At 56.3% G+C, this 24,981-nt stretch carries 28 protein-coding genes; 13 read left to right on the top strand and 15 right to left on the bottom strand.

The genetic code is table 11. The features are described 5' to 3' along the window. Positions 1-39 precede the first annotated feature (39 nt). Complete coding sequence (locus ACFQDM_RS02330) at positions 40-1,050, bottom strand: P1 family peptidase (protein WP_377374923.1); 1,011 nt, start codon at positions 1,048-1,050, stop codon at positions 40-42. Between the two features lie 54 nt (positions 1,051-1,104). Here ACFQDM_RS02330 and ggt point away from each other — a divergent pair, with 54 nt between their 5' ends. Further along, positions 1,105-2,874 carry a gamma-glutamyltransferase gene (gene ggt / locus ACFQDM_RS02325; protein WP_377374920.1) on the top strand — a complete coding sequence of 590 codons (1,770 nt, stop codon included), beginning with the start codon at positions 1,105-1,107 and terminating at the stop codon, positions 2,872-2,874. Positions 2,875-2,883: 9 nt separating this feature from the next. On the opposite strand, the gene ACFQDM_RS02320 is transcribed toward ggt, so the two are convergent. The 4 genes from ACFQDM_RS02320 to ACFQDM_RS02305 all read right to left on the bottom strand — a co-directional run bounded on the left by ACFQDM_RS02320 (position 2,884) and on the right by ACFQDM_RS02305 (position 7,426). After that, positions 2,884-4,347, bottom strand: a complete 1,464-nt coding sequence (locus ACFQDM_RS02320) for a sensor histidine kinase (RefSeq protein ID WP_377374917.1) — start codon at positions 4,345-4,347, stop codon at positions 2,884-2,886. 53 nt (positions 4,348-4,400) lie between these two features. After that, entirely contained in the window at positions 4,401-5,840 is a 1,440-nt protein-coding gene (locus ACFQDM_RS02315; RefSeq protein ID WP_377374914.1) for a dihydrolipoyl dehydrogenase family protein, read from the bottom strand. A gap of 74 nt (positions 5,841-5,914) precedes the next feature. Then, complete coding sequence (locus ACFQDM_RS02310) at positions 5,915-6,658, bottom strand: TVP38/TMEM64 family protein (RefSeq protein ID WP_377374911.1); 744 nt, start codon at positions 6,656-6,658, stop codon at positions 5,915-5,917. Between the two features lie 24 nt (positions 6,659-6,682). After that, a complete protein-coding gene (locus ACFQDM_RS02305) occupies positions 6,683-7,426 on the bottom strand; it encodes a DUF547 domain-containing protein (protein ID WP_377374908.1) in 744 nt (247 codons plus the stop codon). A 268-nt stretch (positions 7,427-7,694) separates the two neighbouring features. Between ACFQDM_RS02305 and rpmH the strand changes: the two genes are divergently transcribed. The 9 genes from rpmH to dapE are packed head-to-tail and all read left to right on the top strand — an operon-like array spanning position 7,695 to position 15,329. Beyond that, positions 7,695-7,829 (top strand): 50S ribosomal protein L34, encoded by a 135-nt coding sequence (rpmH, locus tag ACFQDM_RS02300; RefSeq protein WP_377374906.1) that lies wholly within the window; start codon positions 7,695-7,697, stop codon positions 7,827-7,829. 23 nt (positions 7,830-7,852) lie between these two features. Beyond that, complete coding sequence (locus ACFQDM_RS02295) at positions 7,853-8,212, top strand: ribonuclease P protein component (protein ID WP_377374904.1); 360 nt, start codon at positions 7,853-7,855, stop codon at positions 8,210-8,212. An 11-nt stretch (positions 8,213-8,223) separates the two neighbouring features. Continuing rightward, positions 8,224-10,035, top strand: coding sequence for a membrane protein insertase YidC (gene yidC / locus ACFQDM_RS02290; protein WP_377374902.1), 1,812 nt, complete (start codon positions 8,224-8,226; stop codon positions 10,033-10,035). Continuing rightward, positions 10,032-10,670 (top strand): ribosome biogenesis GTP-binding protein YihA/YsxC, encoded by a 639-nt coding sequence (gene yihA / locus ACFQDM_RS02285; RefSeq protein ID WP_377374900.1) that lies wholly within the window; start codon positions 10,032-10,034, stop codon positions 10,668-10,670. The genes yidC and yihA overlap by 4 nt, the downstream gene beginning before the upstream one ends. Before the next feature lie 34 nt (positions 10,671-10,704). After that, positions 10,705-11,583 carry an acetylglutamate kinase gene (gene argB / locus ACFQDM_RS02280; RefSeq protein ID WP_377375381.1) on the top strand — a complete coding sequence of 293 codons (879 nt, stop codon included), beginning with the start codon at positions 10,705-10,707 and terminating at the stop codon, positions 11,581-11,583. After that, positions 11,558-12,631, top strand: coding sequence for a DUF1036 domain-containing protein (locus ACFQDM_RS02275; protein ID WP_377374898.1), 1,074 nt, complete (start codon positions 11,558-11,560; stop codon positions 12,629-12,631). The genes argB and ACFQDM_RS02275 overlap by 26 nt, the downstream gene beginning before the upstream one ends. Beyond that, on the top strand, positions 12,628-13,338 hold the full coding sequence (locus ACFQDM_RS02270) for a pyrimidine 5'-nucleotidase (protein ID WP_377374895.1): 711 nt from the start codon (positions 12,628-12,630) through the stop codon (positions 13,336-13,338). Before ACFQDM_RS02275 ends, ACFQDM_RS02270 begins: the two co-directional genes overlap by 4 nt. 19 nt (positions 13,339-13,357) lie before the next feature. Further along, on the top strand, positions 13,358-14,188 hold the full coding sequence (gene dapD, locus ACFQDM_RS02265) for a 2,3,4,5-tetrahydropyridine-2,6-dicarboxylate N-succinyltransferase (protein WP_377374893.1): 831 nt from the start codon (positions 13,358-13,360) through the stop codon (positions 14,186-14,188). Next, positions 14,181-15,329 (top strand): succinyl-diaminopimelate desuccinylase, encoded by a 1,149-nt coding sequence (dapE, locus tag ACFQDM_RS02260; protein ID WP_377374890.1) that lies wholly within the window; start codon positions 14,181-14,183, stop codon positions 15,327-15,329. Before dapD ends, dapE begins: the two co-directional genes overlap by 8 nt. Here the strand turns inward: dapE and truA are convergent. The 6 genes from truA to rmuC are packed head-to-tail and all read right to left on the bottom strand — an operon-like array spanning position 15,314 to position 19,759. Then, on the bottom strand, positions 15,314-16,060 hold the full coding sequence (gene truA / locus ACFQDM_RS02255; protein WP_377374887.1) for a tRNA pseudouridine(38-40) synthase TruA: 747 nt from the start codon (positions 16,058-16,060) through the stop codon (positions 15,314-15,316). The two genes, dapE and truA, sit on opposite strands and share 16 nt — an antisense overlap. Positions 16,061-16,064: 4 nt before the next feature. After that, complete coding sequence (locus ACFQDM_RS02250) at positions 16,065-16,580, bottom strand: GNAT family N-acetyltransferase (RefSeq protein WP_377374885.1); 516 nt, start codon at positions 16,578-16,580, stop codon at positions 16,065-16,067. Continuing rightward, positions 16,577-17,506, bottom strand: a complete 930-nt coding sequence (gene fmt, locus ACFQDM_RS02245; protein WP_377374882.1) for a methionyl-tRNA formyltransferase — start codon at positions 17,504-17,506, stop codon at positions 16,577-16,579. The genes ACFQDM_RS02250 and fmt overlap by 4 nt, the downstream gene beginning before the upstream one ends. 22 nt (positions 17,507-17,528) lie before the next feature. After that, on the bottom strand, positions 17,529-17,699 hold the full coding sequence (locus ACFQDM_RS02240) for a hypothetical protein (protein ID WP_377374879.1): 171 nt from the start codon (positions 17,697-17,699) through the stop codon (positions 17,529-17,531). A gap of 5 nt (positions 17,700-17,704) precedes the next feature. Then, entirely contained in the window at positions 17,705-18,229 is a 525-nt protein-coding gene (def, locus tag ACFQDM_RS02235) for a peptide deformylase (protein ID WP_377374876.1), read from the bottom strand. A 39-nt stretch (positions 18,230-18,268) separates the two neighbouring features. Next, positions 18,269-19,759: a DNA recombination protein RmuC gene (gene rmuC / locus ACFQDM_RS02230; RefSeq protein ID WP_377374873.1), complete on the bottom strand. Its 1,491-nt coding sequence runs from the start codon at positions 19,757-19,759 to the stop codon at positions 18,269-18,271. A gap of 99 nt (positions 19,760-19,858) precedes the next feature. Here rmuC and ACFQDM_RS02225 point away from each other — a divergent pair, with 99 nt between their 5' ends. Both ACFQDM_RS02225 and ACFQDM_RS02220 read left to right on the top strand, forming a co-directional pair. Beyond that, the gene (locus ACFQDM_RS02225) at positions 19,859-20,017 is read left to right on the top strand and encodes a DUF2256 domain-containing protein (RefSeq protein ID WP_377374870.1); all 159 of its coding nucleotides are present in this window, start codon (positions 19,859-19,861) and stop codon (positions 20,015-20,017) included. A 31-nt stretch (positions 20,018-20,048) separates the two neighbouring features. Continuing rightward, positions 20,049-20,792, top strand: coding sequence for a metallophosphoesterase family protein (locus ACFQDM_RS02220; protein WP_377374868.1), 744 nt, complete (start codon positions 20,049-20,051; stop codon positions 20,790-20,792). Here ACFQDM_RS02220 and ACFQDM_RS02215 read toward each other — a convergent pair whose 3' ends face one another. Then, on the bottom strand, positions 20,793-21,491 hold the full coding sequence (locus tag ACFQDM_RS02215; protein WP_377374866.1) for a DsbA family oxidoreductase: 699 nt from the start codon (positions 21,489-21,491) through the stop codon (positions 20,793-20,795). Positions 21,492-21,556: 65 nt separating this feature from the next. On the opposite strand from ACFQDM_RS02215, the gene ACFQDM_RS02210 reads away from it, so the two are divergent. Then, positions 21,557-22,060, top strand: coding sequence for a hypothetical protein (locus ACFQDM_RS02210; protein WP_377374863.1), 504 nt, complete (start codon positions 21,557-21,559; stop codon positions 22,058-22,060). Position 22,061: 1 nt separating this feature from the next. Here ACFQDM_RS02210 and ACFQDM_RS02205 read toward each other — a convergent pair whose 3' ends face one another. The 3 genes from ACFQDM_RS02205 to ubiA form a co-directional block, all read right to left on the bottom strand. After that, positions 22,062-23,021: a fatty acid desaturase family protein gene (locus ACFQDM_RS02205; protein WP_377374860.1), complete on the bottom strand. Its 960-nt coding sequence runs from the start codon at positions 23,019-23,021 to the stop codon at positions 22,062-22,064. Between the two features lie 47 nt (positions 23,022-23,068). After that, the gene (locus ACFQDM_RS02200) at positions 23,069-23,887 is read right to left on the bottom strand and encodes a hypothetical protein (RefSeq protein WP_377374858.1); all 819 of its coding nucleotides are present in this window, start codon (positions 23,885-23,887) and stop codon (positions 23,069-23,071) included. Positions 23,888-23,954: 67 nt separating this feature from the next. Beyond that, complete coding sequence (ubiA, locus tag ACFQDM_RS02195; RefSeq protein ID WP_377374855.1) at positions 23,955-24,884, bottom strand: 4-hydroxybenzoate octaprenyltransferase; 930 nt, start codon at positions 24,882-24,884, stop codon at positions 23,955-23,957. Positions 24,885-24,981: the final 97 nt, after the last annotated feature.

Raw genomic sequence — 24,981 nt, 5'->3', positions numbered from 1 at the left:
ATTTGCAGAAAAAAAACGCAATTCCTGACGATTTTCTGATCAGGCCGTGAGGTTTTCTCTGCCAGCCTCGTAAACGCCGCGGGCAATTGCCCGGGCGAGCGTACTCGCCGCGAGTTCACCCAGCCGTGCAAGCTGCATGGGCTCAGGCGCATCGAGCGGCTTCTTGGCCGTCGACAGGGCGAAAACGATATCCCCATCAAAGGGCGCAAAGACCGGACGAATAGCTCGCGCCATTCCTGCCACGGCCATATCTGCCAATCGCTGCGTCTGGCTGGGGGTGAGCGCTGCATTCGTGGCAATACAGGCAACTGTCGTGTTCGCGCGCGCGCCCGGATTGACTTTGGCTTGTCCCCAGTCTTCCGGATCGAAGGAAAAGGTCTGCGGGTAGGGGATGTTGCCGAACTCCTGATCCTGTTCGAACGGCGCAGCCCAGAAGGCATCACTGTTCGGAAGTTTGACTGAGCCAAAGCAGTTGACGGCGACAAGTGCGCCAACGCTAAAGCCATCTTCCGTGACAATACTGGCGGAACCGAGCCCGCCGGGCAGTGCGCCAGCCTGCGCGCCATAGCCGGCGCCGGATTTGCCGAGCGCAAAATCAGAGGCGCAGGCATGATAGGCTTCACGTCCGAGTGCGGCATAAGGCGGATGCGCCCCCCATGCTTTGTCTCCGCCATTTGCAAGATCATAAAGAATGGCGGAGGGCACGACCGGGCTCCTGGGCACACCAGCGACATCCATCAGGCCAAAACCCTTGCCCTCTGCGCCCATCTCCGCAATCACGCCATCAGCTGCGGCGAGGCCATAGACAGAGCCGCCAGACAGCACCACCGCATCGACGTCGTCGACAAGTGTGCCGAGTTTCAAAGCGTCCGTTTCGCGCGTGCCGGGGCCGCCGCCTGCCACGTGTGCAGCACAAACGGAACGTGCATCCGGGCAAATGACACTCACGCCTGTCGCAATGCTTGGTTGTTGTGCATTGCCGACGCGAATACCTTCGACATCTGTAATGAGATTGCGCGGTCCGGGATTTGCCATAGCTTCCCCTTTCATGGGTCTGTCTCCATGTCTAAGGTGGCCACAAACAGACGCCAAGGACTTTGCTTCATGATTCGCCAGATCCTCTTCGCTTCTACCTGTCTGAGCCTCGCAGCCTGCGCCGCTTCAACGCCGACAGAGACGACACCTCCGGTTGCTGATGCGCCGCCCGTTGCGGAAAAGCCAGCCTGGACAAAAGGTGGCATGGTTGCGGCCGCTGACCCGCGTGCCGTGGCCGCTGGCATGAAAGTACTGGAAGCAGGCGGACATGCGGTCGATGCGGCCATTGCCGTACATTCGGTCCTGTCTCTGGTTGAGCCACAGAGCTCTGGCATAGGCGGCGGGGCCTTCATGGTCGTCTATGAGCGCGAAAGCGGCGACATCACGGTTGTAGACGGACGTGAGACAACGCCGGCCGGATCGTCGACAGACCTGTTCTATGACAAGGACGGCAAGGTGATGGATTTCCTCACCGCCTGGCAGAGTGGACGCTCTGTTGGCGTGCCGGGACAGGTCGCGCTCTATGGCAAGGCCCATGAGCTCTTCGGCAAGGCAGAATGGTCGAGCCTGTTTGCAGATGCGATTGAGCTTTCTGAGAACGGCTTTGAAGTCTCGCCTCGGCTTGCTGAGGTGCTGGCAAACGAACGCCTGCGGGCCATTGTGAACCTGGACGATAACCCGGACACCGCGCCATACTTCTATCCGAATGGCGAGCCGCTCGCTGCCGGTGCGCTTCGTACCAATCCGGAACTTGCCGAAACACTGACCCTGATTTCCGAAGAAGGCGCCGACGCCTTCTATGAAGGGCCGATTGCCGAAGCCATCGTGAAAAGTGCCGGTGCTGGTGAGTATGGCAGTGACATGACGCTGGAAGATCTGGCGAATTACGAAGTGGTCGTGCGCGAAGCGCTTTGCGGTGTGGCGCTCAGCTACAAGATTTGTTCTGCCCCGCCGCCGTCGTCCGGCGGTAGCACCCAGAATGCCATTCTTGGCCTTTATGAGCTGATGATTGAAGACCTTGCGCCAGACGACCGTGAGGGCAAGTTGCGGGCATTTGTTGACGCACAACGCATCGGCTATGCGGACCGTGATCACTATGTCGCTGATGCTGATCAGGTGTTCGTGCCCGCTCAGGACCTGTACGATCCGGCCTATTTGAAAGTGCGGGTCGAAGACCGCTTTGAGCCGGGTGAGGTGCCAACGCCGGGTGATCCGGGTGCCGTGCTGCGTAATGAGCCTTACATCGACATGTGGGGCCACGATATGACAGATGACAAGCCGGGCACAACGCATATCTCCATTGTTGATACGTACGGAAATGCGGTCTCCATGACGGCGACAGTCGAGTCGGCGTTTGGCTCGTCGCGCTGGGCGAAGGGCTTCCTGCTGAATAACGAGCTGACCGATTTTTCACTCGATCCGATGAAGAATGGCAAGCTCGTGGCCAATGCGCCGGAATCGGGAAAGCGTCCACGCTCGTCCATGTCACCATCGCTGGTGTTTGATGACAGCGGCGAGCTTTACATGGTCACCGGTTCGCCGGGCGGAAACTCGATTATCGCTTATGTGTCCAAAACGCTGGTTGGTGTGCTCGACTGGGGCATGAGCGCTCAGGAAGCCGTGGCCTATCCGAACATCATTGCACGCGGTGAAAGCGTTGGCGTGGAAACCTCTGCAGACGGCGGCGAGCCGATTGGCGCCTTCCTTAAGGATCTTGGCTATGACGTGAAAGAACGTTCTGGCGAGAATTCCGGCCTGCATGTGATTGTGGTGAAGGAAGATGGCCTGGAAGGTGGCGCGGACCCGCGTCGTGAAGGCGTGGCTCTGCCGGTCAAATAATACAAAAGGTCACTCGGAGGGGGCGTCCTCGTCGTCTCCTCCAAGGATCAGCTCGAAGACAGTGCCTTCGGCATTCGTCCGGACAAGCTTCAGCTCGCCGCCCATGCCTGTGGCGAGCTCTCTGGCGATGGCCAGTCCCAGACCGGAGCCGTTTCGTGATCCGGATGCTGAAAATGGTCGGAACAGGCTTTCCTGAATCTTGGCAGGAATGCCAGGACCATCATCAATCACTTCAATATGTGTGCGGCTCATTTCAGCCCGTGAACGGATGGTGATACGTCCGGTCGTCTTGCGCGCTTTGTCTGCGGCGATCGCCTGAGCCGCATTGCGGATCAGATTGACGATGATGCGGTGCAAGTGATCGAGATCGATCTCCAGTTCAACGCCGTCCTCTATATCGTTGATCCACATCAGATCGGCGTGCTCAGCCAGAGCCTCGTAGGCAGCCTCTTCGATAATCTGCCTCAGGGCATGTCGCTCCAGCTTTGGCTGAGGCGGCTCTGCGCGGCCATATTGCAGTGTGTTTTCGGCAAGAGTGATGGCGCGTTCAATTGCGCGTTCCAGACGCGGGGCAGTGCGCTGAACACGCGGATCGGTGCTGAGCGTCAGACCGTCTGACACGATCTGCGCTGCCGTTAGCGAGTTGCGCAGATCATGGTTGATCTTGGCCATGGCTTCACCAAGACCTGCAAGGCGTTCGCGCTCTCGCATGGCCGATTTCACAGCGCCTTCCATATCGGAAAGCGCGTTCTGTGCGCGTCCGATCTCATCGCGTCGCGGTGTCGGCAGAATACGTGACTTCCAGTCGCGCGGATCATTGCGGAAGCGTTCGATGGATTTCGTGATCCGCCTGATCGGCCGAACCACAATCAACAGGAGGGACAGATAAATCAGAAAGCCGACAAAGGTGGAGATAAAGAGCGAAAGCCCGATGATCCGCTTGGCATAGTCAAACATGGCCGCGCGCAGAGGTGCGGCTTCCACAATCACTTCCACGAAATCCCCATCAAACCGGGGGTCTTCCAGCACACGGAAAAAGCGGATATCCGGGTCGAAAACAGTCTGTAACGTGCCGAATATGTCCGGCAGCATCGGACTGCGCCGCAAATCCACCATTTCGACATCACCGCTGATTTCCATTGCGGGGCTCAGGATCAGTTCACGTCCGGATTGAGAGCCTGAGACCACTGCGACAATGTTGGACTGCTCCAACAGGTTGCGAGACAGTTCATCAGACACCTGAGGCTCCATCATCGCTTCCAGCGTGATGACAGAGGTCTGAGCCATTTCGACTCGTTCATTCAGCCAGGCGAGGCGGAAATTTGCCAGGGAGGGCAGGAAGATCAGTGCTTCTGCCAGCAGGATGAAGAGAATGGTCAGAAAGAAAAGGCGCGATGACAGGCCCAGCTTGGAATGCCGGGGCTTTCTATCGGGCGTTTCCCCTTCCAGAACCTGATCTGTTTCTGACTGCATCGCCCGATTGAAGTAGAGCCTGGAAAGAACTTCTACAAGCTGAGAATGATCGACTAAGGGATCCGTTGAAGAATACTAACAGCCGTTCTCATCGGTTTTCCGAATACAGTTGATTGGAAATGAGAACTTGCAGCCCGTTTCACTGCTTCTGCACGCGTCGGATAAGGGGAGATATGGCTGGTCAGTGATCTCAGCTTTTGCCCATTAGCGATCGCATAGGCAATGATCTGAGCGATGTCTCCAGCACCTTCACCATAGACGCTTGCGCCCAGGAGTTTCCCGCCGCCTTTTGTGAAAATCTTGACTGATCCGGATGTTTCGCGCTCCGCAATGGCGCGGTCATTTTCTTCAAACGCAAATTGTGCGACCTCGACCTTATCGCCATGCGCGTCGCGGGCTTCGGCTTCGGTCATGCCGATCTGTGCGAGTTCGGGCTGAACATAGGTCACAGCAGGCAGAGGGTTGGGATTGGCCTTGGCAGGCAGTTTCATCAGTGCAGCCTGTGTGAAAATGCTCGCATGCCAGCCGGCCAGATGCGTGAACTGTCCGCATCCGGCAATATCGCCGACGGCCCATACACGGGAATTCGAAACGGATTTCAGATTGTCTTTCGTGACGATGCCCTGCTTGTTCGTCTCCACATTCCCTTTCTCAAGGTCCAGACCATCGAGATTTGGGGTGCGTCCGAGGGCCACCAGCAAATGCGTGCCTTCGACGACGGTCTCGCCCTGGTCTGACGAGGCTGTGACACGGATGGTTCCGTTCGTGTGGTCTACTTTTTCCGCTTTATTACCTTCCAGCAGTTCGACGCCTTCGGAAATCAGTTTCCGGCGTGCCAGGTCTGCATGTTCCGGATCGGCCTTACCGAAGGCTTTGCTCATCTCGATGACGGAGACTTTTGATCCGAGCCGCGTGAATGCCTGAGCCATTTCCATGCCAATCGGTCCACCACCGAGAATGATCAGGTGTTCCGGCAGGGCGTCGATCTCGAAGAGCGTTTCATTGGTCAGATAGGGGGCGTCGGCAAGGCCCGGAATTGGCGGAACCAGAGCGCGTGAGCCCGCTGCGATCACGATGCGGCGTGCGGTGACGCGAACGCTGTCTGAAATGAGTGTCTTTTCGTCCTCAAAGCGAGCATGCTCCCGGATAACCGTACAGCCAAGGCCTTCAAAACGCTCCTGACTGTCGACCGGGGCAATCTGCTCAATGACGCCGTGGATATGAGATTTGACAGCCTGCCAGTCGATCTGAGGTTCGGCGGCGGCAATGCCGAATTTCGCATTCTCACGCATGGCCTGTGCGTGTTTTGCCGTGTGGATCAGGGCTTTGGACGGCACGCACCCGGTGTTGAGACAATCTCCGCCCATCTCACCGCGCTCAAACAAGACGACTTTCAGACCGAGCTGTGCCGAACCGGAGGCAACCGACAGGCCGCCAGAACCGGCGCCAATCACGGCAACGTCCACATCCAATGTCTTTCGAGTGTCAGTCATGAGGTTACTTTCGTTTTGCTTTGGCCGTGGCGCATGGAGTGGGAAATGGGAGAAACACGTTCAGGTTTCAGTCCTCACAGCTTCGTGTCCTTCGGCTTGCGTACGCGCTTCCAGATAACGGGGATCAGGCTGACCAGAGCCAGTGCGATAAGAGGCGGGCCGAGTTGACCTGCAAATGCATTCAGGTCGAGATCTTCGCCGCGGTCGAACACGCCGCCGAGACCTGCACCAATCCAGGTATAGGCAATCACGCCGGGTAGAATGCCGATAAAGGTGGTGAAAATGAAATCGCGGGGACGAGCGCCAAGAATGGCCGGTGCGATGTTGGCAACGGGGAAGGGGACCACCGGCATCAGCCGCATGAAGAACATATAGCTGAGGGCATCATCCCGAAATCCGGCTTCGATCTTCTTGACGAAGGGGCCTGCGCGTTCACGCAAGGGTTTCCCGACCGACGTTTGAGCGGCAAAGAACAGAAGACTTGCGCCAATCGTCGCGCCAATCGCGGTTGCTGCAGATCCGCCGACGAGACCAAACATCAGACCGCCTGCAATTGTGACGATTCCCGCCCCTGGTAACATGGTGACGGTCACGAGCGTATAAACGACCAGAAAGATAGCAAACGTCAGAAGCAGATTGGCTTCGACATAGGCTTTCAGATATTGATGCTTCCGCTCAAGCGTTTCGAGCGACAGATAATGGTGCAGGCCGCTCATATAGGCGACGGCCAGTGCGATCAGGATCAGGGCGACAGGCCACAGGCGTATCAGCCAGTTGCTTTTCTTCTGTCGCTGCGGCGCGGCTTCTTCGGACGTCATTCTGTTTACTCCCCCTGCGCCTTCTTACGCGTCTGGTGAATTGATAGACCAGTCATATTTGTGATCCGCGATATCGGGATTGGCTCTGATCTTCTCCGCCAGATCCGGTTCTGCATAAGCGAGCAGGTGCGCAATCACGCCGTCTTCGTTTCCGCCAAAATCTTCCCGAAACCAGCGGTAAATGGTTGAGACCTGAAGCCGTCCATCTGAACGGATCGTTACGCCACGCGGGTGATTGATGTATTCCCGTGCGGCGGCATCAAGGTCAGCGTCCAGCGTTTCGGCTTCCCAGGCCGTCTTTTTCAGGTTTGGGCAACCGAGTGAGGCGCAATTGACGGCATAGTGGACGCGCGGATCGCCAAACCCTTTGCGCAATTTCTCATGTTCGATTTCGTCAAGCGACAGTGTCTCGCCTTCCACCTCGATCAGTTCTTTTTTCCAGGGGCCGATCGAAAACAGGCCGGGGCGAATTTTGGTGATGGAAGACACTGGCTCGTGCTCAACAATGAGCTGTATGGTGAGCGCATTATAAAGATTGGCATAGGCTGCAAAACGTTCCGCGTCAGGCAGTGTCGAGATGGCCTGAGATGACAGCGCGTCGATATAGGCTTTCAGTTTCGCTCTGTCATCTGTGTGCTCGCGCAAGGCGGCATAATCGAATCGATTGATGCCATCTGCGCTGTCGACGACGTAGCGTGCGAGGATTTCGCTCCAGACTGCGTGTTGGTCAGTTTCAGAAACGGTCTTCTGCTTATGTAAGTCGGACATTGATGTTTCGACCGGCAACGCACTGGCAGCGCAGGGTGACAGAATAATAAGTCCGGCGCATATCCAGTGTCGCAAACGGTGGCTCCTTGTTTTGCTTACATATACAATGCCTGCCTTAGCGGCGTCGTTTCACAACTCTTCTCGCTTTTTCAAGCAAGCGTGATCGGATTGATTTGGAATGAACTGAGATTCTGTCCCGAATATGCTTGACGCCCCCGATCAAAACCCGTATCAGCCCGAGCTTTCAAGGATTTAAGGGGCGTGAGCCGTGAAACGCACATTCCAGCCAAGCAGACTGAAGCGTGCCCGTACCCACGGGTTCCGCAGCCGCATGTCAACCAAGAACGGACGCAAGGTTCTGGCGAACCGACGCGCCAAGGGTCGCAAACGTCTGGCTCAGTAAGCCAGTCGTGTGTTCTGCGCCGCTTGCAAAAGCGGCCGGAATTTCTGCGTGCTGCCAAGGGTGAAGCCGCAAGGCGAAAGCTCGTTGTGGTTCAGTCGATTCATCGCAAGGATGGCTCTTCCCATATGGGCGAGGGCTTTACCAGCACCAAAAAGATCGGAGGCGCGGTTGTTCGCAATCGCGCCCGCCGTCGTTTGCGGGTCGCATCCAGAATGCTGTTGCCGGAATATGGCCAGCCTGGACATGACTATGTTTTCATCGCGCGTATAGACACTGCTGTCGCACCCTGGCCACGTCTTCTTGACGATGTGGAAAGCGCGCTGATAAGGCTCCGCAGCGGTTCATCCAGAACATCGGGTCAGGGCGAAAGCCGAAAGAGATAGGGCGCCAGCGCATGCAACAGGAAACCAATCTACGCAATCTCTTGATTGCCATGGGCGCGGTCATCGCGATCATGCTTGTCTGGCAGATCTTTATCTGGGGTCCTGAAAGCAAAGAGCGTACCGCAGCCATGGAAGCGGCGAAAGCCGAACGCGTTGCTGAAGAGGCCACTCAACAGGCGGCAACACCGACCCCCGGCAGCGACGAAGCGTCTGTTGAGACGAGCACACCAGTTGTTGAAGATGTCCGCGTGCCGTTTGAAGGCCCGGAAATGGATGGCAGCCTGCTTCTGCGTGGCGCCCGCATCGATCAGCTGAAGCTGAAAGAATATTACGAGACCCTCGAGGACAAAGAAGCCCGCAACCCGGATGGCGAGGTTGAAATCTTTGCGCCACAGGGGACCGGTGACGGTTACTACGCGTCTATCGGCTGGACACGCCCGGAAGGTGGTCCGCTTACCGATGCGCAGACAAACTGGCAGCTGGTCGGGGGTGAGACACTCACGCCTTCAACGCCAATCACACTTGCTTATCAGGGGCAGGGCTTTTCGATTGAGCGTGTGGTCACGATGGATGACCACTTCATGTTTACCTTCGAGGACACGATCACGAACACCTCTGCGACTGAGCAGTCTGTTCAGCCTTATGGCGTATTGCGTCAGTTTGGTGTGCCGGAAGACCTGGCGAACTTTCACATTCTCCATGAGGGCCTGATTGCCGCGGCTGGCAACAAGCTGATCATGGAAAAGTACAAGCAGCTTGGAAAAGGCGAAACGGTCAGCGAAACCAGCAATGACGGTGGCTGGGTCGGTCTGACGGATAAATACTGGCTGGGCGCGATTATCCCGGATCAGGATCAGCCTTTCACCATTGGCTACCGCACGATTAACCGGACCAATGGTCAGGTGCTTCAGGCGCGCGTTGATGGCGCAGTCTCTCTGCTTGGCCCGGGCCAGTCTGCGACGACGGTCAACCGTGTCTATGGCGGCGCCAAGGAATCCAAGATCCTGCGTGCTTATCAGGAAGATCTGAACGTCCCTCGCTTTGTTGATGCGATTGACTGGGGCAGCATGTTCTTCTGGCTGACCAAGCCTTTCTTTGCCGTTCTGACCTTCATCAATGGCTATATCGGCAATTTCGGTGTCTCGATCCTCATTCTGACGGTCATCGTGAAAGCGATTTTCTTCCCGATCCAGAACCGCGCTTACAAGTCCATGGCTGTGATGCGTGAGCTTTCTGAGCCAATGAAGAAAATCCGCGAAACGGTCGACGACAAGCAGGAGCAGCAGCGCCAGATCATGGAGCTGTATCGCGAGAAGAAGGTGAACCCCGTTGCCGGTTGTTTGCCAATTCTGATCCAGATCCCGGTCTTTTATGGCCTGTACAAGACGCTCTTTGTGACCATCGAAATGCGTCACGAGCCGTTTTTCCTCTGGATTCGTGACCTTTCCGCGCCGGACCCAACGGCCATCGGTAATCTCTTCGGCCTGCTGCCAATCTCGACAGATGCGGTAACGAGCGTTCCTTTCCTTGGCGCCGTGCTGGCGATTGGTGTCCTGCCGATCATCTACGGTCTGACCATGTGGGCGTTGCAGTCGCTGAACCCACCACCACAGGATGACACGCAGCGCATGATCTTCATGTTCCTGCCGATCATCTTCACCTTCGTGTTCGCAAACTTCGCGGCAGGTCTGGTGATCTACTGGTGCTGGTCGAACTTCCTGTCGATCCTTCAGCAATACACCATCATGCGCCGAAATGGTGTGAAGACGGAACTCGACAAGTTTATTGATCGGCGCCTTGGCAAGGGTGAAGCAAAGAGTTGAGCGAAGACGAACGCTTTGACGAGGAACAGATAGAAGCCGGGCGACTGCTTTGTGCTGCACAGGTGGACTTTGTCCTGAGTGTTGCTGACATGCGCCAGCTGCCCGGTACGGACTATCCCGAGATCGCCTTTGCCGGCCGCTCGAATGTTGGCAAGTCCAGTCTGATCAACGCCCTTCTGAACCGCAAGAAACTTGCGCGCGCCTCGAATGAGCCGGGCCGGACGCGTCAGCTCAACTATTTCCTGCTGAACGAGCAGCTCTATCTGGTCGACCTTCCAGGCTATGGCTACGCACGTGCGTCCAAGTCTGAAATCCAGCAATGGACCAAGCTGACGCTGAATTATCTGCGCGGCCGGCCAACACTCAAACGGATCTTTCTGCTGATCGACTCGCGTCGCGGTGTGAAGGAAACCGATGAAGAGGTCATGGACCTGCTCGACAGTTCAGCCGTCGTTTATCAGATCGTGCTGACCAAGCTCGACAAGCTGAAAAAGAGTGAACAGGAAGGCCTGGCGCGCGAGGTCTTTGAAAAGCTCAAGAAACGTCCGGCATTTCACCCGATTGTCTGTAAAACCTCCAGTGAGGATGGTACAGGCATCCCGGAATTGCGGGCTGAAATCGCGAGCCTGATCTAGGCGCGAAGGGAGATGAAAAGTGACTGATCCGGATATGGGATTTGAATCGGCGAAAACCCTGTCTGAGGCTCTGCCTTTCATCCAACGCTATCACGGCAAAACCGTCGTCATTAAATTCGGTGGCCACGCCATGGTCGACGAATCCCTGTTTGCGAGCTTTGCGCGCGATGTCGTCCTTCTCAAGCAACTGGGCGTAAACCCGGTCGTGGTGCATGGCGGTGGTCCGCAGATCGGCGACCTTCTCAAGCAATTGAACATCGGCACACAGTTTGAAGATGGTCTGCGTGTGACCGACGCGGAGACGATGAAAGTTGTTGTCATGGTGCTCGGCGGTGCAATCAACTCGTCCATCGTCCGGGCCATCAATGCGGCCGGCGGCAATGGCGTTGGTCTTTCCGGTTCGGATGCGGGGCTCCTGACAGCGAAGAAACTTCAGCGAACGGTGATCGATCCTGACTCGGCGATTGAACGCATTGTCGACCTTGGTTTTGTCGGTGAGCCGGACAAGGTGAACCCGATTGCCATCAATGCGCTTAAAGATGCCAAGGAACCTTTCATTCCGGTGATCGCGCCGCTCGGCGTCGGCAAGGATGGCGAGAGCTATAACATCAACGCAGATAGTGCGGCTGGCGCAATTGCATCCGCGCTGAATGCCAAGCGCCTGCTGCTCCTGACCGATGTGAAAGGTGTGCTCGATAAGGCCGGTGAACTGATCCGTTCTCTTCCGATCGATCAGGTCCCAGCGCTCATCAAGGATGGCACCGCGAAGGGCGGTATGATTCCAAAGCTTGAGACTGCTGCCAAAGCCGTAGATACAGGGGTAGAGGCAGCGGTGATCCTGGATGGTCGCAAACCGCACGCCCTGTTGGTGGAGTTGTTTACAGATCATGGCGCAGGCACGCTTATTTCCTAAATCGTTGTCGCACCTGCTTTCGGCCGCTCTGGCGACCGCTTCTCTTGTTCTGCCGATCAGTGGATTGCTCAGCGCAAACGCGCAAACGGCAGAAGGCTGGTCTGTCTGTAATGAGACCAGCATGATTGTCGAGGCGGCGACCGGGCGCCCGAACCAGTCCACCACAATCATTGAAGGCTGGACGCGCATTCGTCCGGGTGAATGCCGCGTTGTCCTGCCAGCGCCTTTGCAGGCTGAGCCCTATTATCTGTATGCGAGATCTTCAAAAGCCCATCGCAATGGCACGCGTGTCTGGGCAGGGGATTATGAGTTCTGTGTTGATACTCAGGGCTCGTTTTCGGTTGAGAGCGCGCCGAGCTGCGAAGCCATGGGGCTGGAGCCGCGCAAGTTCAAACCGATCATGATCGAGTCCCGAAATCGCTGGAAGACGACGCTCAAGGAAACCCAGAAATGGACGGCGGAAACAGCTCGCAACGCCGGTGTGCAGCGCTTGCTGAATGATGCCGGCGTCGAGAATACGACGCTCGATGGTTATATTGGCCGCCGGACGCGAGGGGCGATTGCCGAATTTCTGCGTGAACATGACCTTCCCTCCGATACCGATGACTCGCAGCTGATTGATGCTCTTGAGCAGACAGCTATCGAACGGTCCCGTGATTTGGGGCTTATGATCTGTAACCGTGCGGATGAGCGTATCTGGTCAGCGATTGGCCGACGACGCGGCGAAGGCTGGGAAAGCCGTGGCTGGTGGCCGATAGAGGCGGGGGCCTGCGAACGTGTGGTCGATGCATCTCTCCTGGCCACCGAGCACTATGTCTACGCGGAAATGGAAGCGGAAGCTGGCATGAAGCGCCTTGCCGGCGGCAATGAAGCCTTCTGCGTGTCGCGTACAAAGTTTGCCATTCTCGGACGGACAACCTGTGAGCAGGAACACTATGATCAGGTCGATTTCGTCACCACGGACGTGCCTGAAGATGGTAAGCTTGTCTTTGAAATCTTCGGACGCGATATGGAGTTCGTTGAACAGCCGGAAAGCGAAACAGAATGAGCGCAGACCTCACACATGTCGATCATTGGGTGTTCGATCTCGATAACACGCTATATCCGGCAGAATGCGATCTATTCGCTCAGATCGATGTACGCATGACCGAGTTCGTCGCCAAAGCGCTCGACCTTCCAAAGGAGGACGCGCGTCGCATTCAGAAACAGTACTATGCCGAGCATGGAACGACGCTGAACGGCCTGATGGCAATGCATAAGCTCGATCCGGGGCCATTCCTTGATTATGTGCACGACATTGATCTGACGCCGATCCCGCTGATGGAGGGGCTCAAGGGCGCGATTGAGGCGCTCCCGGGTAAGAAATACGTCTTCACCAATGGTTCGCGGGGCCACGCAGACCGTGTGGTCGAAAAGCTGGGGCTGACCGGACTGTTTCATGACCATTTCGGCATTGAGAACACGGCTTATCAGCCCAAGCCCAGTCGCACGGCTTTTGACCGCTTCCATGAAACACACGAGATTGATCCGTACGCATCCGTCATGTTTGAAGATCTCTCGCGCAACCTGAAGACGGCACATGAGCTCGGTTACACCACTGTGCTGGTGCATTCCGACAAGGATTGGAGTCATGAGCCGGCTGAAGCCCGTCCGGCAGGGGCAAATCATGCTGCAGACCACATTCATTATTTGACTGATTGCCTCACAAGCTTTCTAAAGGCGGCTCAGACAGCAAATCCTGCCAAAACCGACTAGGACTCTGGGAAAGAACAGAATGACAAAAACCGATCTCATCACCGTGATCGATGCTGCCTTTGATGCGCGCGACACCATCAACACCGAAACGACGGGCGAAGTCCGCGACGCGGTCAACACTGCGCTCGGTATGCTGGATGCTGGCGAAGCGCGCGTGGCAGAGAAAGCGGAAGATGGAAACTGGACGGTCAATCAATGGCTTAAGAAGGCTGTGCTTCTGTCGTTCCGCCTGAACCCGAATGCTCTGCAATCCGGTTCTGCAAATGGCGGCAGCTGGTGGGACAAGGTCCCGTCCAAATTTGAAGGCTGGGGCGCTGAAGAGTTTTCAAAAGCCGGTTTCCGCGCTGTGCCAAACTGTGCTGTGCGCCGCGGCTCCTATATCGCTCCGAATGTCGTGCTGATGCCATCCTATGTAAATATCGGCGCGTATGTTGATTCCGGTGCGATGGTCGACACCTGGGCGACGGTCGGCTCCTGCGCGCAGATCGGTAAGAATGTCCACATTTCCGGCGGCGCTGGCATTGGTGGTGTTCTGGAACCACTTCAGGCAGGTCCGGTGATCATTGAAGACAATTGCTTCATTGGTGCGCGTTCAGAAGTCGCTGAGGGCGTGATCGTCCGCGAAGGTTCTGTGTTGTCCATGGGGGTTTTCCTTGGCCAGTCGACCAAGATCGTGAACCGCGCAACTGGCGAAATCTTTTATGGTGAAGTGCCAGCTTACTCTGTCGTGGTCCCTGGTACGCTGCCAGACCCGAAAGGTGGTCCATCGCTCGCATGCGCGGTCATCGTGAAGACCGTTGATGAGCGCACACGCTCCAAAACGTCGATCAATGAGCTGCTGCGTGACTGATCTGAAAACAAGCCCGCTCGCTTTTGCGCAGGATCTGATCCGCTGCCCCTCCATCACACCCGTGGATGAAGGGGCGCTGGACGTGCTGCAAAAAGCGCTGGAAGGGCTTGGATTTACCTGCAAACGCTATCCGTTTGAGGATGTGGACAATCTCTATGCGCGCCTCGGGACAGAGGCGCCAAATTTCTGCTTTGCCGGACATACGGATGTTGTCCCGGTCGGTGATGCAGAAGCATGGAGCGTTGATCCGTTCGCAGGCGAGGTGCGCGATGGCCAGTTGATCGCGCGCGGCGCGGTTGACATGAAGAGCCAGATTGCCGCTTTCGTAACAGCCGTGGCACGTCATCTTGAAACGCATGGCAGACCGAAGGGCTCAATCTCATTCCTGATTACAGGGGATGAGGAAGGTCCGGCGGTCAATGGCACCAAAAAGCTGCTGAAGGCTATCCATGACGAAGGCGAAGTCCTTACCGATTGTCTGGTCGGGGAGCCGACATCTGAAAGCCGTCTTGCTGATGTCATCAAGAACGGTCGACGTGGCAGCCTGAATGGCAAAGTCGTCGTGACCGGCAAGCAGGGGCATGTGGCGTATCCGCAAAAGGCCGCCAATCCGGTTCCGGCCTTGCTGGAGTTTCTTGGAAAACTGACCCGCTGGCATCTCGATGATGGCGCACCTGGTTTTCAGACCTCCAATCTGGAAGTCACCAGCGTGGATGTCGGCAATGCTGCGCATAATGTGATCCCGGCAAAGGCGGAAGCGAAATTCAACATTCGTTTCAACACCAATCATACGGGCGACATGCTGAAACAGCAGATCACCGATTTTGCCAAGGATATCCGCGTTGCAGGAACGGACATTGCGCTTGATCTGAAAGTGACGGGTGAAGCCTTCTACACTGAGCCGGGACGTCTGACCGATATTCTAATCGAAGCGTCAAAACATGTCACAGGCAATACGCCAGCTTTGACGACGGGCGGGGGAACGTCGGATGCGCGCTTCATCAAGGATTATTGCGCTGTTGCCGAACTCGGTTTGAAGAACGAGACCGCCCACAAGGTCGACGAGTTCACAGTCATCTCTGAGCTCGAACAGCTTGCAGATATCTATACCGGCGTGTTGGCGCGCTATTTCGAGGCGTAATCCACGCGCGTCAGATATAACCCGTCAGAAGGTGCGACCGGTCCACATGCGGATCGGTCCGCAGCCTTGAGGATCTTGCCAACCCACATCGTGTTCTCTTTGCCGCGACCGACTTCGACCAGAGATCCGACCATGGATCGGACCTGACGGTGCAGAAAGGAAAGCGCCCGGCAGCGCACATGCACTTCCTCGCCCATGCGTGCCACAGAAATGGCATTCAGTGTTTTGACCGGGCTATCGGCCTGGCACTGGCTGTCTCGAAAGGTCGAAAAGTCGTGATGGCCCACCAGCGCCTGCGCAGCGGCATGCATGGCCTCTGCATCCAGCTTCATGCCAACCCGCCATGCAAAACCATGATCGAGGGTCAGCGGCGCACGCCGGTTTGATATCCGGTAAAGGTAATGCCGTTCGGTGGCGTCAAAGCGAGCATGAAAATCATCATGCATGCGTTCGGCGGCCAGAATGGCGACTGGATGTGGCTTCAGGTGATAATTGATGGCATCGCCGACTTTTTCGGCTGGCATGTCTTTTTGCAGGTCCAGATGCGCGACCTGGCCGGCAGCATGGACACCAGAGTCAGTGCGGCCCGCGCCTTGCACCTGCACAGGCGCGCCATCCAGCTTTGCGGCTGCTTCCTCCAGAGCCTGTTGAACGCTGGGCTGGTCGTTCTGGCGCTGCCAGCCTGCGAAAGGGCGTCCATCATATTCAATGGTGATCTTATAGCGTGGCATGGGCTTAATTCTCTGCAAAAGCGGCGGGATAGACCAGTTCACCGAATTCCGGTCCACCGGAGTTCAGGCGCAAGGCCATGAAAGCAGGCCCTCCCCAGGCGGCGGCAAAACCGACCGTTTCCTGCTGGCTGAAACCGAAGCGCTTGTAGAATTTCGGATGTCCCAGCACGAAGACCTTCTGAATGCCCTGATCCTTGATGGTCTTAAGTCCCGCTTCGATGAGCGCTGTGCCAATACCGCGGTTCTGCAACTCGCTTGCGGCCGATACAGGGCCGAAACCAGCAAAATTTGCGGGTCGGTCGTGATTGATCACCTCAATCGGGAAGAACTGTATATGACCGACAATCCAACCGTCTTCATTCAGCGCGACAAGCGAAAGGAGGGACTCGCCATCATCGGCGAGCGCCTCAACGATGCGGGCTTCATCCTCCTGATCAAACGCGTCTTCATGGAGATCCATAATCTCCTGAATGTCAGCGCGTTTGGCGGGGCGAATGCTGATAGGCAATTTCGGCTTCACAGCACTTTGCTCCCAAGTGTCAGAGGATTACCACGTAGAAAATCTTCGGCCGAACAGGCGCTCTTGCCGGCTTTCTGCACACGGCTGAGCCGCACAGCGCCCTTGCCGCAGGCAATGGTCAATTCATCGTCCAGAACATCTCCGGGATTGCCGGAGCGGTCCGCCAGGTATTCCGACATCAGGGCTTTCACGCGGACCGGTTTCTCATTCTGAAGGATTTCAAACCAGGCACCGGGGAAGGGCGATAATCCGCGAATTTGCCAGTCGATCTCCTCGCCAGCACGGTTCCAGTCAATCCGCGTATCATCCGGGCCAAGCTTGTGCGCATAGGTGACACCGTCCTCAGATTGCGGACGGGATTCCAGGCCGTTTTGTTCAAGCTCTTGAAGTGTTTCGACGAGCAGCTTGGCACCGAGGTCCGCGAGACGGTCATGCAAACTTCCCGCGGTATCGTCGTTGGTAATGGGGGTCGTCGCGGTCAGGAAAACCGGGCCTGTATCGAGGCCCTTCTCCATCTGCATGGTTTGAACGCCTGTGATTTCGTCGCCTGCCATGATGGCACGTTGCATCGGCGCAGCGCCTCGCCAGCGTGGCAGGAGTGATCCGTGCAGATTGATACAGCCCAGCTTTGGTGCATCCAGAATGGCTTTCGGCAGGATTAGGCCATAGGCCACGACAATTGCCGCATCGAGATCAAGCGCAGCAAATGCGTCTTTCTCATCCTGAGATTTGAGGCTTTCGGGGTGGCGCACTTCAAGACCATTGGCCTCAGCAAACGCATGAACGGGTGTGGGGGTGAGTTTCTTCCCGCGACCGGCGGGGCGTGGCGGCTGACTGTAAACGCAGGCGATCTCGTGACCGGCATCCATCAGCGCTTTCAGCGATGGCACGGCGAAGTCTGGTGATCCCATAAAGGCGAGGCGCATAAAGGCTTATTCCCGGAACAAATCAGAACTGACAGGCGTCCCGGCTATAATCCCATGCGCCGCCGCGATCCAGACAATCATCGATATAATAATTTCGGACGGACCAGTCGCCGACCTGAAACAGGAGAAAAATGAGAACCAGAATGGCAAATGCGCCAACGACAGCCAGAAGCCATCGTTTCCACGAAGACACGGAACTTACGCCGCTTTCGTTTTCAGGCGTTTGGCCTTCTTCACCTTCTCAACGGCGCGCTGGCGCTTGAGGCGAGACAGGTGGTCAATGAACAGCGTGCCTTCGAGATGGTCCATCTCGTGCTGAATACACACGGCGTACATGCCTTCTGCCCATTCTTCGACTTCGTTACCGTCATAGTCGAGGTACCGCAGGCGGCAGCGTGCCGGACGGTCCACCTGATCGAAGTAATCCGGAATGGAAAGACAGCCCTCTTCATAAGGCTTGGTCTCTTCCACGGTTTCGAGAATTTCCGGGTTCACGAAGTATTTTGGCTGTGGCTCTTCATCTTCGCGCGCGAGATCCATAACGATCACACGCTTTGGCACACCAATCTGGACCGCCGCCAGGCCAATGCCCGGTGCGTCATACATGGTTTCCAGCATGTCATCCATAAGCGCCCGGATCTCATCGGTCACACCGCCTTCGACGGGCTCAGAGACCTTTTTCAGGATCGGGTTTGGAACGGTCAGAATTTCTCGAATAGCCATGGTTTGTAAGTATGAAGCGACACTGGAAAGGTCAAGATTTTACGACGTCTCGTCGCTGTCATCATTGCTTGCCGGTGTGGCGTTGACGGGAAACTCCTCAAGCAGCTGAATGTCAGGAAGGGTTGTTCCGCTTTCATTCAGGTGGAGTTCCTCGAATTTGCGGGCCTGCGACATCACCATGCGGTCATAGGATCCCGTCATGCGGTTATAGGCATTGACCGACTGGCCGAGATGGCGTCCGACTTTTTCGACGTGATCTGCCAGCGTTTTCAGGCGTTTGTGCAGTTCGCGGCCAATTTTGGCGGCTTCCAGCGCGTTTTTCGACGCTTCTTCCTGACGCCAGCCATATGCGACGGCCTTGGCCAGTGCGATCAGCGTTGCTGGCGTGACGATCAGAACGCGGTTGCGCGCTGCAAAATCAAACAGATCCCGGTCGACGCTGAGGGCTGCTGAATAAAAGTTTTCGCCCGGAACCCACATTGCGACAAAGTCGACCCGGTTTTCAATATCTTTCCAGTAGTCCTTGCTGGCGAGGCGCTTGATCTGATCTTTGAAGTGGCGCGCATGGGCCATCAGATACTGGCGGCGTTGCGTATCATCGGTCTCTTCAGATGCGCGCAGATAATTGTCCATCACGGCCTTGGAGTCGATCACGATCTCCCGGCCGCCTGGCATCTTCAGAACGACGTCGGGACGCAGGCCAGATCCGGAATCCTGTGTCTGTTCGAGAAAGTCACAGTGTTCCGACACGCCGGCAAGCTCCAGAGCATTGCGCAGGGATTCCTCGCCCCAGCTGCCGCCGCCGCGCGGGGTCGACAGGGCGTTTACGAGTTTCGAGGTTACCGTCTGTGTCTGCGAGAGGAGGCGAGTGATGTTTTCAACCTGCTCGGACAGTTTGGATTTGTCCTCAGCGCGGACCTTCTCGATGGTTTCGACACGCGTTTCGAACTTTCCAATGGCCTCTTTCAGTGGACTGAACATCTCTTTCAGATTGCCCGCGGCTGCTTCTTTCTGTCGGCCAAATGTTTCATTGGCCGTTTCCAGAAACAGCTTCTGGGATTTGGACAGGGCTGACTGAGCTATTTCGTTGAACTTGGTTTCGACCTCGGCGCGGAGCTCAACGAGTTGTTTGCGCTCGCTATCGAAGGCCGCCTTGCGTTCTTCTTCGCGCACACGTGCAGCTTCAAGCGATTTGCTTGTATCGTCTAGGCGCGCCTGGAGCGTCCGCACGCGTTCATCTGCTGCTTCAAGGCGCGCGGTAAAGTCGGCGCGTTCCCGGTCCATGCCGGAACCCAGGGCTTCAAAGCGTGCCAGCAGGGCAGCATGTTCCCGGTCCAGCGCATCATGCGCCTCGTCGAGCTGTTTGAATTCTTCCCTCATGTCCCGTGCGCGGTCGGCCTGTGCGCGTTGACGCTTGGCTTCAGACATGGCGCGAAACGCCAGAACCAGACTGATCAGAAGAAGAGCAACAAGGGTGACATGGATCAGATCCAGTTGGAGCTGCCCCAGCGTGGCAATCGGCATATTCATGAGAGAAACGCTATCAGGATTCCGCTAAGAACAAAACAAAAACATTTGTCTTTTTGAGGGTTTGAACCAGTTCATGTGGAAGTGAGAAAGGCGTTCTCAATGTCTCGTCAAAAGCAGAAATCTGACTTGCCGCGTAAAATCTGTCCGGTGTGCGAACGTCCCTTTGTGTGGAGAAAGAAGTGGGAGAAAGACTGGGATCACGTAAAGTTTTGCTCGAAAGCCTGCAGATCTCAGAAGAATAGTTCAGCTCTGACTTGAATTTTCCCGGAAACTGCCCTCATGCATCCGGATGAACTCGTTTGCTCCTGATACGGTCTTTTATGCGATTGGCGACGTCCACGGCGAAGCTGCACGTTTGCGTGCCTTGCATGAGCAAATCCTTGACCATCATGAGCAGACGTTTCCCGGACGACCGATCGCGATCATCCATTTGGGAGATTATGTCGACCGCGGTCCGGATTCGAAGGGCGTCATCGACGCGATCATGGCGCTCGAAGCGCGCGTTGCCAATCGTCCGGAGCTGACGGTTCTGTCGCTGCGTGGAAACCATGAGCAGATGATGCTGGATGCCTTGGATGGGGATCTGGATCAGCTGGATTTATGGCTCCGCAATGGCGGGCGGGAAACGCTGCGCAGCTATACCGGGCCAGATGGCGATATTGATGCTGCGATGGCGGACCTTCCGAAGCGCCATATTGAATGGCTTTCGGCTTTGCCAACGATTTTCAGAATACCGCAGCATCATCTGATCTTTGTGCATGCGGGTATTGAACCGAGGGACTACCCGAATTGTAACGCGCAGCGTCATTTGTGGACGCGCTCTCCGCGATTTTTCGACCCGGTTCAGTGGGCGGGTAATGAGGCGTTGTCTGGTATGTGCGTAGTCCATGGCCACACGCCCACGGTTGGCTTCATGCCGGAAGTTGCCGGTGATACCCAGCGTATCAATGTCGATACGGGCGCTGTCTATGGTGGTCAGCTTACGGCCGTTGTGATCGCCGATAACGCGAAACCGGAATTCCTGACCAATTGATCAGCCAGGTGTTGTGTCTTCGGCCTGCTCGAGCGGGTATTCTTTTTCTGCCGTCCGCAGGAAACGAACCAGTTTGCGTACCTCTTCAGCGCCTTGCGCGGCGACCTTACGGTTCGCGATATAGGTCGGAACGCCGGAAATGCCGAGCTGACGGAAAGCGTTTTCTTCCTGCATCGTCGCCTGCATATCGGCTTCTCCGGACAGAAGGTCTTTAATAAGCGGACCGTTCAGGCCGATCTTTTCAGAGAGACGAACGAGCACGTCATGGTCGCCAATATCCTCATGATCGTTGAAATAGGCGTTGAAGAGCACCTCCTTCGCCGCCATGCCTTTTCCCTGGCCCTGAGCCCAGCGGACAATGCGATGCGCGTCGATGGTGTTCGGGCGACGCTCAATGCCTGAGAATTTGAACGGTATGCCTTCTTCGACGCCATATTGCTCCAGCAGTTCCCGCATCTGCGAAAACCGATCTTTTTGAGCATTCTTCTCAGTTTCACCGACGCCGCCAAACTTTTGAGTCATGTATTCCTTGTATCCAACACCTTCACGCGGAATGGCGGGATCAAGTTGATACGGGCGGAAGATCAGTTCGACATCAAATTCGTCTTTTACTTCGTGAATGGCGGCATTGATGCGGCGAAGGCCCAGCCAGCACCACGGGCAGACGAGATCGGAAACCATTTCAACAAGGACAGTCATGCGCGCAGTCTGCCTTGCTATCGTGTGTTTGTCAGGGGGGCGCGTAGAATGATCGAGCAATCGTGATGGCGAGCAAACGTATTTCGGGTATCAGACACGCCCTTCTTCTGGCCTCTGGTGTGTTCCTGGCGGCGTGTAATCTCAGCGAACCAGACGTCGATGAGCCACCACCTCAGTTACCGGGTGATGCGCCGCTGGAACTCGTGATCGCAGCGGAACGCTGGGAAATCCTGATTGAGAATGCGCAGGGACTGACGCCGCGAACCGAGATTTCCATGCCGGGCGAAAGCGGTATGACCAACACCAGGCGGGTGCATCAGGCTTTGATTGATGGCGCGCTGACGCTTGTTGCTCTCCGAAACGATGTTTGCCGGGAAGAGCTGCTTGGCGCCATTGAGTGCCGTCACGTCCGATTCCCGGACTGGGTTACGGTCTATGAGGCTGAACCGCCGGAACTCTATGTCCTGCAGGAGCGGTCTGAATGGCTAGCGCGCACCCTCCCGCGCTTTGTTGAGCTACGCTGCACGACGGCGCGCGGGGGATGGCGAAAAGCCTGCGAAGTGGATTAATTCAGGCTGGCTGTGCGTCTGGCTTCGACGAAGCGAGCTTCAAAACGGACCAATAGCCGGTTTTGACCTCCATTTCCTTGTCGATGCCTTTTTGGGCCAGCAGCCTGTGCGCCTTTCCAAGCCGGTAGCATGGCAGGTGCATGAACATATGGTGTTCACAGTGATAGGCGACCCAATAGGGCGCAATGAACAGGCGCTCAAGGAAATTGGTGCGCGTGGTCCGGGCGATCCGCATCGGGTGGCCTGAGCCATCAAGACAGGCATGCTCGGCGATGTTTCGCAGGCGCGTGACCAGCTGGTTCCAGGTCGCCAGAGGCAACAGCCAAAGCACCGGCCATGCCCACCAGCCAATTGCCAGCGTCATGATCACGGCCAGAATGATGTTCGTGATGATGAAAGGCATCACAGCTTCGCGCGCGGTCTGAGCGCGGTTTTCGCGGCCTTTGCCCGGCTTGATGCCAATGCCCATCGCGTTGAGAAACTGATTGCGCCGTTGTTTGAAAAACGTCTGCCCGGTCATGTCGCGCACGATCTTTCGCCAGAGCGATTTGCGCGTAACCGGAAAGGGCGCAGAGAGAATGATATCCGGGTCTTCCATCGTTTGCGCATATTTGTGATGCGACAGATGATAATCACGATAATTGCCGAGATGAGCACCTACCGGAGCTGCGCAAAGCCATTGGCCGACCCAGTCATTCACTTTCAGATTGGTCGAAAGTCCGCCATGTGCCGCTTCATGCATCAGAATGGCCAGACCGAGCTGGCGTGCACCAATCAGCATGATCGCCAGAACAAAGGTCAGTGAATTTGGCCATAGCGCGAACAGGGCCATGGCGAGCGCAATGACGGCCCAGGCATGCACGATCATGCCCAATCCCATTACATCCGAACGTTTCCTCAGGTCAGCCCACTCTGCCGCCGTGAAGAGGTCGGTGGGCTTCAGTTTTTGTATCGTAGTCATGAGAGTCTACTAACATTTCCGTTGGTGCCGGAAAAGGGATTCTCGTTTCAGTCGGGATTTTTGGGAAATAAGGATCTGTAGTTCGGATGGATCATGTCTGCGATGTCACCAATGGGGATGAAGACAATATACTCGCCTTCCTGGCGCGCGCCGATCCGTCCTGGCTCATAGTAGAAATAGATCCCTTCAAACCGCGTGCTTTGTTCATTGGCTTTCAGCGCAAATGGCGGGCCTTCGATGAAATCGAAGTCCGGACTGGCTTCGCAATCAATAGCTTTCCCGCGAAAGGTAACCGCCCCGATGCGGCTCTTCTTTTCTGCGCTCACTGCCTCACAAAGTCGGGCGTTCAGACGCAGTCGGCTCGCTGTATTGTCCAGGAACAGGTCGCTCAGTTCGAACGTGCCATCGCGCAGGCGATTGAGCATGGAAGATGCGTATTTCAGCTCATGCAGACCGGCATTTCGGTAGAGATATTCCACCCGAAGCAATGACGTGATCGGCCCAACTTCAGAGACACGACGGAAGTGCACATCGGCGCGCCACTGCACGTCTGTCTGTTTGCTTGCGATCTCTTCATAATGGTCAAGAAGTTCAGGCTGTGCAGCCATAATGGCATTGTAGAGCGGTGTGCCCGCCTGAATGCCGGAACTGAAAGCGCGATAGCGCAGAGACGGGCTTTCTGCTTCGAGCAATGGACGCAGACGGGACAGCTTTTCCGGTGCCAGACGTACTTTCGCGGTTTTGGACATGGTCAAATAGCTCGCGACGCCCTTGGCGGCGAGCATGCTGAGCGTGCCGATCAGTAAACCGACCAGAATTGCCGTGAAGATTTTCGGTTCCGGTTCAGAAGCGCCATAGCGCGGCATGACTGTGTCACCATGGGAAAGATCAAAGAGCTCCCCATGGCTTATGCAAGGCCGGAGCCAGCCAGCTTCAGTCGAGGCCGATCAGAACGATTGTGACGAGAATACCGAACACGACCAGAAGCCCCGCGGCCCGGTTCGATTTGAAAATATCGAGTGCAGCACGGTCCCCGAACCGTTTGAAGGATGTCACCTGCCAGACCAGGTGGCCGAAGAAGGCCAGCGTGACAATGATGCCAGGAACGCGTGGTCCACCATTCGACAGCGCAAGGCCGACAAACAGCGTGGTCACTGCATAAAGCGCGCTGACAGCGGCAAAGGTGTGGTCACCGAACAGGCGAGCCGTTGACTTGATGCCGACCAATGCATCGTCCTCGACATCTTGCCGGGCATAGATGGTGTCATAGCCGATCGTCCAGCAGATGAGACCGATATAGAACAGCAGCGGCCATAGGAATTCAGTTCCGCCTGCCGCGACATATCCGATCGGGAAACCGAAATTGAAGGTGAGTCCAAGCCATGCCTGCGGCCACCAGGTAATCCGCTTCATGAATGGGTAGGCAGCGACGAGCGGAATGGAAAACAGGGCGACGAGCTTGGCGGCATTGGGCAGGCATAACCAGACAAGGAAACCAATGCCAACCTGGACGAACAGCCAGATCCAGGCGGCGAGAAGCGTCACCTGACCAGAAGGCAGCGGCCGGCCCGCTGTGCGATCAACCTGGGCGTCCAGCTTCATGTCGGCAATGTCGTTATAGGTGCAGCCAGCGCCTCGCATCGCGATGGAGCCGATGCCGAAAATGATCAGATAGAACAGGTCAATCGGTGCCCAGCCCGCATCGAGAGCCGCAAATGTCGTACCCATCCAGCATGGAATGGCCAGCAGCCAGAAGCCGATCGGACGGTCAAAACGGGCAAGGCGCGCATAGGGCTGAAGACCTTGCGGCAGCAAATCGACCCAGCTCTGGCGGGCGTCTCCTGGTCGGACCGTGTCGGTCATCCGGCTATCCTTGTTTATCCAATGTTTCGCACAGCAGAACTGCCCTGATTGTGTTTGTATGTATATGGGTTTTTCTTGCGCTTCCAGATGATGAATG

The organism is Ponticaulis profundi (assembly GCF_042659465.1).
GTDB classification, from domain to species: domain Bacteria; phylum Pseudomonadota; class Alphaproteobacteria; order Caulobacterales; family Hyphomonadaceae; genus Ponticaulis; species Ponticaulis profundi.
The sequence above is the reverse complement of the archived record's forward strand: the minus strand, read 5'-3'. Positions and strand labels throughout refer to the sequence as shown.